The organism is Priestia sp. 53B2, assembly GCF_056099005.1.
Map to the genome: position 1 here is coordinate 643476 of NZ_JBLZXA010000020.1, position 14010 is coordinate 657485.

The 14010-nt window shown below is 39.5% G+C and carries 11 protein-coding genes and 2 riboswitches; of the genes, 8 read left to right on the forward strand and 3 right to left on the reverse strand.

Annotated elements, in window-relative coordinates; translation table 11 throughout:
- The first annotated feature begins 52 nt into the window (after window positions 1-52).
- Window positions 53-316, forward strand: coding sequence for a hypothetical protein (locus ACN6NE_RS17405; protein WP_013055998.1), 264 nt, complete (start codon window positions 53-55; stop codon window positions 314-316).
- 48 nt (window positions 317-364) lie between these two features.
- The gene (locus ACN6NE_RS17410; protein ID WP_013055999.1) at window positions 365-571 is read left to right on the forward strand and encodes a hypothetical protein; all 207 of its coding nucleotides are present in this window, start codon (window positions 365-367) and stop codon (window positions 569-571) included.
- Between the two features lie 57 nt (window positions 572-628).
- Here ACN6NE_RS17410 and ACN6NE_RS17415 read toward each other — a convergent pair whose 3' ends face one another.
- The 3 genes from ACN6NE_RS17415 to ACN6NE_RS17425 all read right to left on the reverse strand — a co-directional run bounded on the left by ACN6NE_RS17415 (window position 629) and on the right by ACN6NE_RS17425 (window position 7089).
- Window positions 629-1426, reverse strand: coding sequence for an HAD family hydrolase (locus ACN6NE_RS17415; RefSeq protein WP_474326186.1), 798 nt, complete (start codon window positions 1424-1426; stop codon window positions 629-631).
- Window positions 1427-1806: 380 nt separating this feature from the next.
- Window positions 1807-5250: a methionine synthase gene (gene metH / locus ACN6NE_RS17420; RefSeq protein WP_474326189.1), complete on the reverse strand. Its 3444-nt coding sequence runs from the start codon at window positions 5248-5250 to the stop codon at window positions 1807-1809.
- Window positions 5251-7089, reverse strand: a complete 1839-nt coding sequence (locus ACN6NE_RS17425) for a bifunctional homocysteine S-methyltransferase/methylenetetrahydrofolate reductase (RefSeq protein ID WP_334036161.1) — start codon at window positions 7087-7089, stop codon at window positions 5251-5253.
- A 107-nt stretch (window positions 7090-7196) separates the two neighbouring features.
- Window positions 7197-7303: riboswitch (SAM riboswitch) on the reverse strand.
- 343 nt (window positions 7304-7646) lie between these two features.
- Here ACN6NE_RS17425 and ACN6NE_RS17430 point away from each other — a divergent pair.
- The 6 genes from ACN6NE_RS17430 (at window position 7647) to glcT (ending at window position 13944) form a co-directional block, all read left to right on the forward strand.
- Window positions 7647-8681 carry a YkvI family membrane protein gene (locus ACN6NE_RS17430; protein ID WP_013056003.1) on the forward strand — a complete coding sequence of 345 codons (1035 nt, stop codon included), beginning with the start codon at window positions 7647-7649 and terminating at the stop codon, window positions 8679-8681.
- Between the two features lie 107 nt (window positions 8682-8788).
- A riboswitch (FMN riboswitch) is annotated at window positions 8789-8939 on the forward strand.
- A gap of 278 nt (window positions 8940-9217) precedes the next feature.
- Window positions 9218-9877, forward strand: a complete 660-nt coding sequence (gene ribE, locus ACN6NE_RS17435) for a riboflavin synthase (RefSeq protein WP_280167534.1) — start codon at window positions 9218-9220, stop codon at window positions 9875-9877.
- A 16-nt stretch (window positions 9878-9893) separates the two neighbouring features.
- Window positions 9894-11087, forward strand: a complete 1194-nt coding sequence (locus ACN6NE_RS17440; RefSeq protein ID WP_129707093.1) for a bifunctional 3,4-dihydroxy-2-butanone-4-phosphate synthase/GTP cyclohydrolase II — start codon at window positions 9894-9896, stop codon at window positions 11085-11087.
- Between the two features lie 91 nt (window positions 11088-11178).
- Window positions 11179-11649, forward strand: a complete 471-nt coding sequence (ribH, locus tag ACN6NE_RS17445) for a 6,7-dimethyl-8-ribityllumazine synthase (RefSeq protein ID WP_013056007.1) — start codon at window positions 11179-11181, stop codon at window positions 11647-11649.
- Between the two features lie 442 nt (window positions 11650-12091).
- The gene (locus ACN6NE_RS17450; RefSeq protein ID WP_129707095.1) at window positions 12092-12964 is read left to right on the forward strand and encodes a hypothetical protein; all 873 of its coding nucleotides are present in this window, start codon (window positions 12092-12094) and stop codon (window positions 12962-12964) included.
- 131 nt (window positions 12965-13095) lie between these two features.
- Window positions 13096-13944, forward strand: a complete 849-nt coding sequence (gene glcT / locus ACN6NE_RS17455; protein WP_013056009.1) for a glucose PTS transporter transcription antiterminator GlcT — start codon at window positions 13096-13098, stop codon at window positions 13942-13944.
- The last annotated feature ends 66 nt before the right edge of the window (window positions 13945-14010 follow it).

Consider the following 14010-nt stretch of genomic DNA (forward strand, 5'->3'; position numbering starts at 1 on the left):
TTATAAAAGCCAATAAAAGGGCTGATTATAAGTTTCTTGCGGCGGAGATACTATGGGAGAACATCAACAATTAGTGCGTGTTAGGGAGCTAGCAAATGAAATTATTCGACTTCGTCTTCAAGACCGTACGACTTATGACGAATTAGAGTTGCAAAATAATGTAGAGTTGTTGTCTCGTTCTGTGGTTGACTTAGTAAACATTATGTTAGCCGAAGATGTGGATTCGTCTACGTCTTTAAAAGCTACAGCTTCTAAAATGAAAATGGTGTATAATAACATGCATCAAGCTGAGAAAAAAGATTATTTGCATTTCTAATTGCTAGGCTCCTTTTCGCCACAAACGAAATGGAGGTGTACGAGGCAGATGCTATCGTCACTAACGACTTCTGAAGCTATTGTAGCATCCGTTCTTGCACTGGTTGTCATTGCCGTTTCCATTATCTTTTTTGCCACTCTTATTATGGTTGTTGTTCGACGAGAAAGAATCAGCAGCTTGGTTAATCACGGAGAGCATGCAGATGGGAAGCAAAAAAGCTTAGGTGAATTTTTTCGTTCTTTACGAAAAAAATAACTACCGTTTTCTTATTAAATAGATAAAAGCGGTCAATTTAAACGTTGACCGCTTTTTTTAGGTTGTCTGCTTATTTTTTTCTAAAACAATACGCGCTGCTTCACTAACTGATGACACAACAGCAGAGGCGTGGCGCTGAACAGCTTCAGGAGCTGTAGCCATAGCAAAACTGTTCGGCGTTAATTGAAACATAGGAATATCATTAAATGAATCCCCCACACATGCAATTTCCTCTGGTTTTAGCTGAAGATGATTTAATAAAATTTCAATGGCATTTCCTTTGCTGATATGTTTAGGCATAATATCCAAACACTGCTTGGCAGAAATATATGTATCAATATAATCACCAAACTCTTCGTTCACTTCTTTTTGCAGAGCTACCATTTCATCATGATCTCCAAGAACCGTGATTTTAGATGGAGAAAGAGCGTGACCAAATGAATCCGTCATTTCAATTTGTTCTTCGATAGGGAAAAACATGTGAGTTTCAATTGCTTCAATAATTTCATTTCGCTGCTCTACATAATTGGTGTCGTTTGAACAGACAAGCGTAATACGGTTAGGATCTATCGTTTTTTTATAAAGTTGAACCGCTAAATCATCTTCAAACACTTTTCCATGAAGTTCTTGATTTTCTTTGGTCCACACAAATCCTCCGTTTTGGCTTATGCGATGAAATGTATTATTAATATCAGTAGAAATTTTTAAAATTTCCGTATCCATTCGTCCAGAAGCAAGACAAACATCTACTCCTTGGCGCTGAAGTTCACTAAGTGCGTCTGCATTATGCTGTTCTACGTATTTTTCTTCGTGTAAAAGAGTGCCATCTAAGTCGCTTACAAATAATTTGATCATTTCTTGAAAATTCCTTTCCCTGAAAAATTTGCTGTGATAAGCGTGTTACAAATTTATTACATTCCTTATTCTATCAGTGTGTCCCAAGAAACTCATAAAAAAAGCTCAAACCGGCGGTGAATTCAAAGAGATTGAGACATAACTGCATCAATTTTTTCCCGCAGGAGTCTTCGCCTTGCCCTTCAATCAGCAGCTAGAAACAGCTGCATGAAATCTAGTTCACCATCACAATGAAAAAATCCGAACGGAGTTGATTCTCAGTCAAGAATCTGGATTTACCGTTCGGATCTTTCTTCAGCTAAAATACATTTGTCGCAGCCTTTTTTTAGCTTTGTTCAGTGTGAAAAAACAGCCGCGGTCTAAAAGACCGCGGCCATATTTTATAATACGTTAAAATATTTCGCTTCAGGATGTGCAAAAACAAGGGCTGTAACAGAAGCTTCTGGTTCCATCATGAAACCGTCTGTTAACTGAATGCCGATGTCTTCAGGTTTAAGTAATTTAAACAGTTTTGCTTGGTCCTCAAGGTCTGGACATGCAGGATATCCGAATGAAAAACGCTGACCTTGGTATTTGGCTGAAAAACGCTCCGCCATTGTAAAGTCAGGCGAATCGGGGAATCCCCAGCGGTCACGAATTTGCTGATGAACACGTTCTGCTAATCCTTCGGCTAGTTCAAGCGCAAGAGCTTGGAACACGTGACTCTTTAAAAACTCGCCGTTTTCTTTGAATTTCGCCGCGCGTTCGCGAATGCCTGTTCCTGCTGTTACAGAGAAGAAACATACATAGTCCATCTCTTTTTCTTTAGGCTTTGCAAAATCAGATAAGCACAGGAACTGTCCTTTTGCTTGTCGAGGGAAGGTAAAGCGTTCAATTTCTGTTTTTTCATCAGCAGGATCATAAATAATTAAATCATTTCCGTCTGCTTGAGCAGGGAAGAACTGATAAATAACCGCTGGCTTAATTAAGTTTTCTTTTAGTGCCAGTTCGAGCAGGTCATCAACGGTTTCTTTTAATTGAACAGCACGCTCGTCTTTTTCAGCAAGCAGCTTATTCACTTTTCCTTTTAGCCCTAAGTGATGGCCTAAAAGCATCTGCCAGTTAATATACGGAAGAACCTGTGCCAAATCGTAGTGTTTGACAACGTGCCGCTTTAAATCAGCCGGTATAAAAACAGGAGCGTCCGTTGAAATGGCGGATCTTTCTAAAACAGCCGTAGCTGCTTGAGCGGTTTGAGGCTGGCGTTCTCGAACCGTTACTTTCTTTTCTTGCCGCGTTTTTAAATCTGCTAAAAGCTGAATAACTTCTTCTTTGTTCTGCAGCTTATTTGCTAACGCTAATCCGTCCATCGCATCTTTGGCGTAGAGGACCGCACCTTCATATTCCGGGGCAATTTTAAAGTCAGTAAATTTACGGGAAAGGGCAGCGCCTCCTACCATAATTGGAACATCAATGCTTGATTGTGTTAAATCTTGGGCAGTCAAAACCATTTGCTGAGCTGACTTTACTAGAAGACCTGACAGGCCAATGATGTCTGGCTTTTCTTCTTTTACTGCTTCAATCAGCTGCTGCGGCGTTACTTTAATCCCTAAATCAATTACTTTAAAACCATTGTTGCTTAAAATGATGTCTACTAAGTTTTTGCCGATATCGTGCACATCGCCTTTAACCGTTGCAAGAATTACTTTGCCTTTTCCAGAATCATTTTCAGTTGCTTCCATATGAGGTTCTAAAAAGGCAACGGATGCTTTCATAACTTCCGCACTTTGAAGTACTTCTGCTACAATCAGCTGATTGTCATTAAACAAACGTCCAACTTCCGCCATCCCCTTCATAAGCGGTCCGTTAATAATATCTAACGGATCATCATATTGAGCTAAAGCCTGTTCTAAATCAGGAAGCAATCCTTCTTTTGTACCTTCGACAATATACATTGCCAATCGTTCTTCGAGTGTTAACGTAGAAATTTCTACTTTTGCTTCTTTCTTTTTATCACGATAAAAGTCGGTAAACGTGCTTAGCGTTTCATCAGTTGTGTTAAATAATAACGCATTAGCAAGCTCAATTTCAGCTTCTGGAATAGAAGCATAGCGCTCTAACTTTTCGGTATTAACAATGGCATAATCGAGTCCAGCCTGCGTACAGTGATAAAGGTAAACGGCATTTAGTACTTCACGTCCCACTGGAGGAAGACCGAATGACACGTTACTTACGCCAAGAATGGTCAGGCAATCAGGCAGGGCTTCTTTAATCATTTTAATTCCCTTCACTGTTTCTTCAGCAGAACCAATATATTGTTCATCACCAGTTCCTACAGGGAACACAAGAGGGTCAAAAATAATATCTTTTGGATTAAAGCCATGTTTTTCAACAAGCAAATCATGTGAGCGTTTAGCAATCTCTACTTTTCGTTCTGCAGTAACGGCCATGCCTGTTTCATCGATCGTACCGACAACCAGAGCTGCACCGAATTTTTTTACTAGCGGTAAGATTGCATCAAAACGCTCTTCACCATCTTCTAAGTTAATGGAGTTAATAATGACCTTACCTTGTGAGTACGTTAAAGCTTTTTCAATAACTTTCTCGTCCGTTGAATCGATTACAAGGGGAACCTTCACTTTTTTTACAACTTCTTGAATAAATTCCTCCATGTCTTCCATTTCTTCACGGTCTGGATCTGCTAAGCAAATATCAATAACGTGAGCACCATTTTTAACTTGAGCACGCGCAATTTCAGATGCTTCTTCAATTTTTCCTTCCGCAATCAGACGCTTGAACTTGCGAGAACCGATTACATTCGTACGTTCTCCCACAAAAAGAGGGCGCATAGAATCGTCATATACAAGTGGTTCAATACCGGTTACAGCATGGTTATGCTCGGAGCGATCAAGCGAACGAGGCGCAACCTCTTTTACCGCTTCAGCCAGTGCTTTAATATGAGCAGGCGTTGTACCACAGCATCCGCCTACAAAGTTCAGCCAGCCTTTATCAGCAAACCCTTTAATTTTTTGAGCAAGCAGCTCAGGGGATTCGTGATAATTGCCTTCTTCATCCGGAAGTCCAGCGTTTGGATAACAGCTAACTGCTGAAGTGGCTAGGTCTGAAAGAGAGCGAATATGATCCGTCATAAATTCAGGGCCTGTCGCGCAGTTAAGTCCGACTGAAAGAGGCTTCATGTGTTCCAGTGATAAGTAAAAAGATTCGATATCTTGACCAGCGAGAGTTGTTCCCATAGGCTCAATTGTTCCTGAAATCATAATAGGAACTTCGGTTTTTAGTTTTTCAAACGCCGCTGTAATGCCTAGAAACGCGGCTTTTACGTTCAGCATGTCTTGACAGGTTTCGACTAAAAGCAAGTCAACGCCGCCGTCTAACAAACCCCGAGCTTGCTCTTCGTACGATTCTACTAACTCAGGGAATGTAATGCCTCCGGTAACAGAGAGAGTTTTAGTGGTAGGACCGATAGCTCCAGCTACGAACCTAGGCCATTCGGGAGTTGAATATTTATCGCGGGCTGCACAAGCAAGCTTCACAGCTTCGATATTCAATTCATACGCCAAGTGACCTAAATCGTATTCATCAAGTACGGTAGATGTTGAGCCAAACGTATTGGTTTCAATGATGTCAGCACCTGCTGCAAAGTACTCTTCATGAATGCGCTGAATCACATGAGGCGCTGTTCGAGTCAAATATTCGTTACAGCCTTCATATTCTTCGCCGCCAAAATCTTCAGCGGTTAAATCAGCATCTTGAATCATCGTTCCCATTGCTCCATCGATGACGAGTATTCGCTTCTTTAGTTGTTGTTCGATAAGTGAGCTCATTTATATCTTCCTTTCTGATGTAACAAGTTGCTTGTCGTGAATATAGCGTGTTAGAATTTCGGTCATTTCATAGCGCATAAACGGCGTAATTAAGTAAATACCGTCAAATAACTCATATGCTGTATCAATTAAGTTTTTTGCAATCGCAAGACCTTCGACTTCACCGCGAATTCGGTCATTTCCCGTGGCATCCATGCGTTCTAGAATATCTTCTGATAATTTAATTCCAGGTACTTCATGGTGAATAAATCGAGCATTTCTTGCGCTTGTTAACGGCATGATACCGATGTATACCGGTGTTGTTAAATGTTTGGTTGCTTCATATACCTCTTCAATTTGCTTAGTTGAATAGAGAGGCTGAGTAATGAAATAGTGAGCCCCGCAGTCGATTTTCTTTTCCAAACGCTGAACGGCTCGGTCTAAGTGACGCACGTTTGGGTTAAAGGCAGCTGCGATGGAAAAATTGGTTTTTTGACCAAGCGGTTTGCCGGAATAAGATAGTCCTTCATTAAACTGAGCGATTAAACTAATCAAGTCAAATGAAGATAAATCGTAGACCGAAGTGGCGCCAGGGAAATCGCCAACTTTTGAAGGATCACCGGTAATCGCAAGCACTTGATTCATTCCTAACGTATGAAGTCCCATTAAATGAGATTGAAGTCCAATTAAATTTCGGTCGCGACAGGTAATATGAATAAGCGGTCGTGCTTTTGTTTCTTGCTGCATCAGTGTTGCCATTGCCAAGTTGCTGATGCGAGGTGAGGCAAGAGAATTATCAGCTAATGTAATAGCATCTACGCCGACTTTATCAAGTGCTTTTGCGCCTTCTAAAAATTTCGTCGGACCAAGCTGTTTAGGCGGATCTAGCTCGACGATAACCGAACGGCGCTTCTTCACAATCTCATGCATATGAGGTTTATCCTGCTGCTCACGCTCTTGAACCGTAACGGCTGGTCTCATTTTAACGACTTTGCTTGTAATCGGAGGCAAGTCTTTTAAGGCAGATGACATTGCGCGTACGTGAGCTGGTGTTGTACCGCAGCATCCTCCAATTAAGCGAACCCCTTGTTCGCGGAATAAACGCGCGCTTTCTACAAAGTAGTCTTCATTCGTTTCATATTCCAACTTTCCTTCCACATACGCCGGAAGGCTGGCATTAGGGTAAGCAGATAAGAAAGCACGATCAGGAAGAGGTACTTCTTCAAGAGACTGAATCATATGATAAGGACCTAAACGGCAGTTTAGCCCGACAACATCTGCTCCCAAGTCTTCTAATTCTTTTAATGCATCTGCTAAAGGGCGGCCATCTTGCAGTACGCCAATATCATGCAGGGAAACATGGGTAATAATAGGCTTATCCGTTTCTTTTCTTGCCAGTGTAAGAACGGTCTTTAATTCTTCGAAATCATAGTATGTTTCAAATAAAAGGCCATCCACGCCTTCATTTAAAAGCCAAAACATTTGTTCACGAATGCTTCGCTTAACCTCTTCTAAACTAATAGCGTTTTTTTGGAAAGAACGAATACCGCCGAGTGTACCAACCACGTAAGCCTGATCTTTTGCAGCTTGTTTCGCTAATTTTACACCAGCAATATTGATGTCTTTGACTGAATCTTCTAATCCATAACGGGCAAGTTTTTGATAATTAGCAGCGTACGTATTTGTTTGAATAACGTTTGCACCAGCTTCTACATAGGCTCTGTGAATACGAGAAACCTCTTCTGGTTTGGTGATGTTTAGTTCTTCAAAACAGCTGTCAATACCGTGTGAGTAAAGGAGGGTACCAGTGGCACCATCCCCAATTAAAATTTTAGACTTTAAATCTTCAAGTAACCCCATGTCAAAACCTCCTTAAATTGTTCCGCTTCTATTTCACGAGTGATTCGTTTTATGCAATATGCCGATAAAATAGAAAAAGTCTTCTTAAGAAGAAGACTTTTTTCGCCTTCTTATCTTCCAAGCAATAAATTGCTTGCTGGATTTAGCACCATGTCTCTAACGACTGGTTGCTGAGGTTTCAAAGGGCCAGTCCCTCCACCTCTCATGATAAGAATCAATTGTATATAATTGAAACATATTTTTTTAAATAGAAAGAATACTTATTTAATAATTTATCTGATTTTTAGAAATTATACAACAGTAAATTGTGAATTTCCAGCAAATATTGAGGAAAATTTAAAAGCTAAAGGGAAAATATCCGTATATTTTGTTTGAAAATGACTGTTATGTTAGGGTTAAGGAGTTTTTTGTGAGAAATGCAAAAAGAAAATGAAAAATAAAAAATAAACGAAAAGGCACAAACGCTGGGATATGCGTAGATTTACACGTAAAAAGGCTCGTCTTTTTTTAATCGTTTCTACATATAGTGAACTATGAAGGGTAGAAGGGTGATGGGCATGAAAAGGTGGAAACTCACGCTGCAGGTTGCTGCTACGTATGTAGGCACCGTTGTAGGAGCCGGTTTTGCAACAGGCAAGGAAATCGTTCAATTTTTTACACAGTACGGGGAACTTGGAATGGTTGGAATTTTGGTCAGCGGCTTGTTTTTTATTTGGCTAGGTTCGAAAATGATGCTGCTTTCGCACGCAATTGGGGCTTCTTCTTATCAGCAGCTTAATACATATTTATTTGGTGATGTGCTTGGAAAAGCGGTAAACGGTGTAATGATTGTCATTTTATTTGGAGTAACTTCAGTCATGCTAGCGAGTACGGGGGCAATAGGAAAAGAACAGTTCGGGCTGTGGCCTCCTGTTGGGATGATTTTTACAATTGTTTTAACTTATATATTTATCGCAAAAGGAATTAACGGTATTTTAATGGTTAATTCTCTTGTTGTGCCGATGATGCTTTCATTTGCTTTTATCATCTTTGTGCCAAATATCAGCTATTTCTCACTGATTCAAACGAAGCCGGATTTAACGCTCGTCACACAGTGGAAGTGGGCGGTTAGTCCCTTTTTATATATTTCCCTAAATCTAGCTTTGGCGCAGGCCGTTTTGGTTCCATTAGGAAGCTCGGTGAAAGATAGGAGCGTGATTAAAAAAGGGGCCGTAATAGGAGGATGTGTACTTACGTTTATGCTTGTTTCTACTCATCTTGCCCTTTCCAATTTGCCTTATTCATTTCAACTTGATATTCCGATGAGTGCCGTTGTTAAAAATATCTCAGCGTGGGTGAATGTTTTATTTACGGTAGTTGTGTTAGGCGAGATTTTTACTACATTGATTGGAAATGTATTTGGAATCGCTAAGCAGCTTCAGTCATTTCTTCCCCTGAATGACAAACAAGCTTTTGCGTTTATTATCTTGGCTTGCTTTATTATTGGGCAATTCGGATATGCCCAGCTTCTTGAGTTTTTGTATCCGATATTTGGCTATATTGGACTAGCTTTTGTATGGATGCTATGTATTAAAAAAGAAAAAATAAGCTAAAAGCTGGATTTTAAAGAATAGATGTGAAGAAACGAAGTTAAATGATGTGACAAGTCGATTTTACTTTGCTATAATGTAAAACAAATGAGACTATAGCAGTCGAATATATTATCCTTCGGGGTCGGGTGTAAGTCCCAACCGGCGGTGATAAAGCGTATGCTTTTAAGCCCGTGACCCGTTTTCATACGATGTATGTTAGCGGTGGATCTAGTTAAAATCTAGAGCCGACAGTAAAAGTCTGGATGGGAGAAGGATCAGGAAGCACAGTTGTTTTTTTGTGTTGAATTAATAAGGGACACGCTTGCCTTTTTTAAAGCTACCCTTGTTTTTGTACACAAAATATAACTGTTTATTTCGTATACAATTAGCGGAATTTTGCATAGATAAAACTGATTCAGCTCAGCCGACCCCTTGGACATTTGTTCAAGGGGCTTTTTTATTTTCAGTGGTTGGGGGAAAGATAAATATGAAAAAAAAGCAGCTGCTATTTCAAAACGGTATAAGAAGTTGGAATAGCGCCAAAGCAGGTGAAGAAAATGTTCACAGGTATCATTGAAGAAATTGGAAAAATAAAACGTATTCAAAAGGCCACAGAAGCAATTGTTCTTACGATTGATGCGAAGACCGTGTTAGAAGATGTGAACTTAGGGGACAGTATTTCAGTTAACGGCGTTTGTTTAACCGTAACGGCTTACTCTCAAAATGAATTTACGGTCGATGTCATGCCCGAGACGATTAAAGCAAGTACCCTTCAGCTTCTAACCGTTGGATCACGTGTTAACTTAGAACGGGCGATGGCTGCAAATGGCCGGTTTGGAGGGCATTTCGTTAGCGGACACGTTGATGGAATTGGAACCATTGTAAGCAAAACACGTAAAGGAAATGCCTTTTATTATGAAATTCAAGTCGATCCTGAACTTCGTGAATTTATGATGTTAAAAGGATCTGTTTCCGTAGACGGAACAAGTCTTACTATTTTTGATGTCAGCAACCAATCATTTACTATTTCTCTTATTCCTCATACGGTGCTTCACACAGTCGTTGGAGACAAACAGCAAGGAGACAAGGTGAATATTGAATGCGATATGTTAGCTAAATATATGCATCAGATGATGACAAATAAGTCAACTCCTGGCGCCTCGAATCGTTCAGGTAACATGAAGGATTTATTACAGCAGCATGGTTTTACAAATTAACAGTGAGGTGAAAGAGATGTTTCATAAAGTAGAAGAAGCCATTGAAGAGTTAAAAAAGGGAAAAGTGGTTATTGTATGCGATGATGAAGATCGAGAAAACGAAGGAGATTTTATTGCATTAGCCGAAAAAACGACGCCTGAGGTTATTAACTTTATGGCTACTCATGGAAGAGGATTAATTTGTACACCTGTTAATGAAGAAATTGCGCATAAATTGAATCTTCACCCGATGGTAGCGAACAATACGGATGTACATGGAACAGCATTTACAGTAAGTATTGATCATATTTCAAGTACAACAGGTATCAGTGCATACGAACGCTCTGCTACCGTTATGGCTCTTGTAAATGAAGCGACGGTAGCAAGTGATTTTCAACGCCCAGGACATATTTTCCCATTGATTGCAAAAGACGGGGGCGTTCTGCAGCGTGCAGGTCATACAGAGGCTGCTGTTGATTTAGCAGTATTAGCAGGAGGAAAGCCTGCGGGTGTTATTTGTGAAATTATGAATGAAGATGGAACAATGGCACGCGTACCGGATTTAACAAAAATTGCAGAGCAATTTGATTTAAAAATGATTACAATAAAAGATTTGATTGCCTACCGCCGCAAACATGACCAGCTTATTAGCCGTGAAGTAGAAGTGAGCTTACCTACGGCATTTGGTGAGTTTAAAGCTGTAGGATATACAAATAAACTTGATAATAAAGAACATGTGGCTCTTATCAAAGGTGATATTGATCATAATAGCCCCGTTCTCGTTCGCGTTCACTCTGAGTGTTTGACTGGAGATGTGTTTGGTTCTGAACGCTGCGACTGTGGTCCTCAGCTTCACGCAGCTCTTACGCAAATTGAAGAAGAAGGACGCGGCATTCTGCTGTATATGCGTCAAGAGGGCAGAGGTATTGGTTTACTAAATAAGCTAAGAGCATATAAGCTGCAGGAAGAAGGATACGATACCGTAGAAGCGAATGAAAAACTCGGATTTGCTGCAGATTTACGAGAGTATGGAATCGGTGCTCAAATCTTAAAAGACCTTGGAGTCAAACAAATGAAGCTTTTAACGAATAACCCTCGTAAAATTACTGGGCTAAAAGGCTACGACCTTGAAGTGATCGAGCGAGTGCCTCTTCAAATGCCGGCAGTGGATGCCAATAAAAAATACTTAGATACAAAAGTTAAAAAATTAGGTCATTTATTACATTTATAATTTTACACTTTTTTTCGTTATAACAAATGAAGCTAATTCATGAAAAGAAATGTAAATAACTATATATTAATACTAGCAGGAGGAACAAAAGATGAATCATTTATATGAAGGAAATTTAGTAGGCACAGGATTAAAAATCGGAATCGTGGTAGGGCGTTTTAATGAATTTATTACAGGCCGTTTACTTAGTGGAGCAGAAGATGCGCTCAAACGTCACGGCGTAGCTGATGAAGACGTAGACGTGGCTTGGGTGCCGGGCGCTTATGAAATCCCATTAATCGCCAAAAAATTAGCTGAATCTAAAAAATATGATGCAGTGATTACGCTAGGAACCGTTATTCGAGGAGCTACTCCACACTTTGATTTTGTATGTAATGAAGTAGCAAAAGGCGTTGCATCTCAAAGCTTACAAACAGGCGTGCCAATTATTTTTGGTGTATTAACAACTGAAACAATTGAGCAAGCAATTGAACGTGCAGGAACAAAAGCAGGAAATAAAGGATGGGAAGCTGCAGCATCAGCTATCGAAATGGCTAACCTTTCAAAAATGATTGAAGGATAATTGATACCATTCCAGTTTTTACAAGCTGAAGAGTTGAAAGAGGCTGAAACAAAAGTATGTTAGTTGAAGGAAGATCCGAACGATGAATCGTTCGGATTTTTTCATTGGTAGGGTGAAGGTAGGTTTCATGTATGTAGTGGCTTCTAGCTGTAGATTAAAGGGTAAGGCAAAGACTTCTGCGGGAAAAGCGGAAGAACTGTGACGCCGCAGAAGCGTAGGCGACGAGGAGGCTCAGCGGCCGCCCGCGGAAAGCGAAGTCTTGCACGGAAATCAACTGCAGTGTAGAAAGCGATCTATACTATCTCATGTATCCCGTTTGTTCGCTTTTAGATTGGATTGATGTAGTTATGTCTCAAGCTCTTTTGAATAGAAGCTAGCTATGTATAATTTGGCTAAGACGTCTTACTCTAAGTAATAATTAGGTCGTAAAAGGGAGACGTCTATGCCTCATTATACTGCTTTTTTTGCATTGATTATTATCAGCACAGCCGTTTTGCTTACAGTCTTCATACGTAAAAAAGACAAAAAGCTAGTCGTTTTGCTTTTTTTTATCATTGGAATGGCTTATATACTAGAGTATGTTGTATTTGTGTTGTTTGAAAGTTACGATTACGATCCTGATTTTATGACCAATGAATATTTTGATAATTTGTTTGGTTCCTTAACTTCTCAAGCGTTTGCTTTTCCAATCATGGCTATGGTGGTAGCTGCTTATCAATTAAAATTCCGCTATATTTTATTCATTTCAGCTATGTTTATGGGGATTGAAGAATTATTTTTACACTGGGATATTTATACACATCACTGGTGGAAAACAGTTTATACAGGCGTTTTAATGACTATAGGCTTTAGCATTTCAAAGATTTGGTATGTATGGCTAACAGAACGGTATATGACATTTGTGCATTACGCTACATTTGTTCTCGGGATGATCGCCATTACTTCTACTATTATGTTTATGCTGTTAGCATATTTTCATAATAATTGGTTTTATACAGGATGGTTTGGGTCGGCTACTCATGATTCCGTAAATGCCACGATAATTTACGTTTGTATTGTTACGATTCTCCTCGTTTGGAGTGTAGCCAAAGAATTTTTTGTTGGAGCTGGAATGATTATAGCGGGGCTGCGTATAGTAGATATTTTACTGATTCACTATGGGGTTTTGCTGGTATCTATTACCACTTCACTTGTTCTTTTTACGCTTCTACAAGCGGGTGCATTCATTCTGAGCGTTATGCTTCAAAACTTTATTATGAAAAATTGTTATGGGACGAGCAAAAAAGACGTTGCGTTTCCAGCGAAGAACTACTAAGATAATACGTAACTCAAATAGTTTAGTTCAATAATATTTGAAACAAAGAAAAATGAATTGACGGTTATGCGTATTATTTGTAAGATAGGAAAGCAAATAATAGAAAGCCGAAACAGGGGAGTGAAGGATTCGTGAAAGAGTCCTTTTTTGTAGAAAAGGTACTTAATAATAATGTATTAATTGCTAAACACCTTACCTATGATGAAGTTGTGCTAATTGGGAAAGGAATAGGGTTCAATAAGAAAAAAGGCGATGAAATCGATGCAAAAGCCGTGGAGAAAATGTTTTTGTTAAAGAGTGAAGAAGAGCAAGAACAGTACAAGCAGCTTTTAGCTCAGGTGGATGAAGACGTGATTGAAATGATGAATGATATTGTAACGCACATTCAAAAGCGTGTTAACATTCCTTTGAATGAGCATATACACATTTCATTGACGGATCATATCGCGTTTGCGATAAAACGTTTTCAGCAGGGAATGGGGCTTAAAAATCCATTTTTACTTGAAACAAAAGCTTTATATCCAGAGGAATATACGATCGCATCTGAAGTGGTAGAAATTATTAGTCGCAAAATAGGCGTGCAGCTTCCAGTAGGAGAGATTGGTTTTATTGCGCTTCATATCCACAGTGCGCTGACTGAAAAAAACCTGCTGGAAGTGAATCAAGACTCGCAGCTTATTCAAACGATTATTAATGTGATTGAAGAATCACTTCATCTGCAGGTAGACAAAGAATCTGTGCACTATATGAGATTGATTCGTCATTTGCATTTTGCTATTGATCGAGTAAAAACAGGAGAAAAAATAGAAGAGCCAAAAAAAATTGCTTTGCTATTGAAAGAAGAATATCCCCTGTGTTACAATGTGTCTTGGAAAGTGATAAAAGTAATGCAGCAAGCGTTACATTTACCTGTGTATGAAGCAGAAGCAGTTTACTTAACGATGCATCTGCAGCGACTTATAACAAAAACGGATTTATAAAATCATTTCAATACGTGTTACTGATACGATCAGGCATGAGTGAGAAATGAAGCGATGTGTAATTGG

Excerpts from the sequence above, each read along its gene's own strand:
- ACN6NE_RS17405 (WP_013055998.1), top strand. The coding sequence starts at position 53 with ATGGGAGAACATCAACAATTAGTGCGTGTTAGGGAGCTAGCAAATGAA.
- ACN6NE_RS17410 (WP_013055999.1), top strand. The coding sequence starts at position 365 with ATGCTATCGTCACTAACGACTTCTGAAGCTATTGTAGCATCCGTTCTT.
- ACN6NE_RS17415 (WP_474326186.1), bottom strand. The coding sequence starts at position 1,426 with ATGATCAAATTATTTGTAAGCGACTTAGATGGCACTCTTTTACACGAA.
- metH (WP_474326189.1), bottom strand. The coding sequence starts at position 5,250 with ATGAGCTCACTTATCGAACAACAACTAAAGAAGCGAATACTCGTCATC.
- ACN6NE_RS17425 (WP_334036161.1), bottom strand. The coding sequence starts at position 7,089 with ATGGGGTTACTTGAAGATTTAAAGTCTAAAATTTTAATTGGGGATGGT.
- ACN6NE_RS17430 (WP_013056003.1), top strand. The coding sequence starts at position 7,647 with ATGAAAAGGTGGAAACTCACGCTGCAGGTTGCTGCTACGTATGTAGGC.
- ribE (WP_280167534.1), top strand. The coding sequence starts at position 9,218 with ATGTTCACAGGTATCATTGAAGAAATTGGAAAAATAAAACGTATTCAA.
- ACN6NE_RS17440 (WP_129707093.1), top strand. The coding sequence starts at position 9,894 with ATGTTTCATAAAGTAGAAGAAGCCATTGAAGAGTTAAAAAAGGGAAAA.
- ribH (WP_013056007.1), top strand. The coding sequence starts at position 11,179 with ATGAATCATTTATATGAAGGAAATTTAGTAGGCACAGGATTAAAAATC.
- ACN6NE_RS17450 (WP_129707095.1), top strand. The coding sequence starts at position 12,092 with ATGCCTCATTATACTGCTTTTTTTGCATTGATTATTATCAGCACAGCC.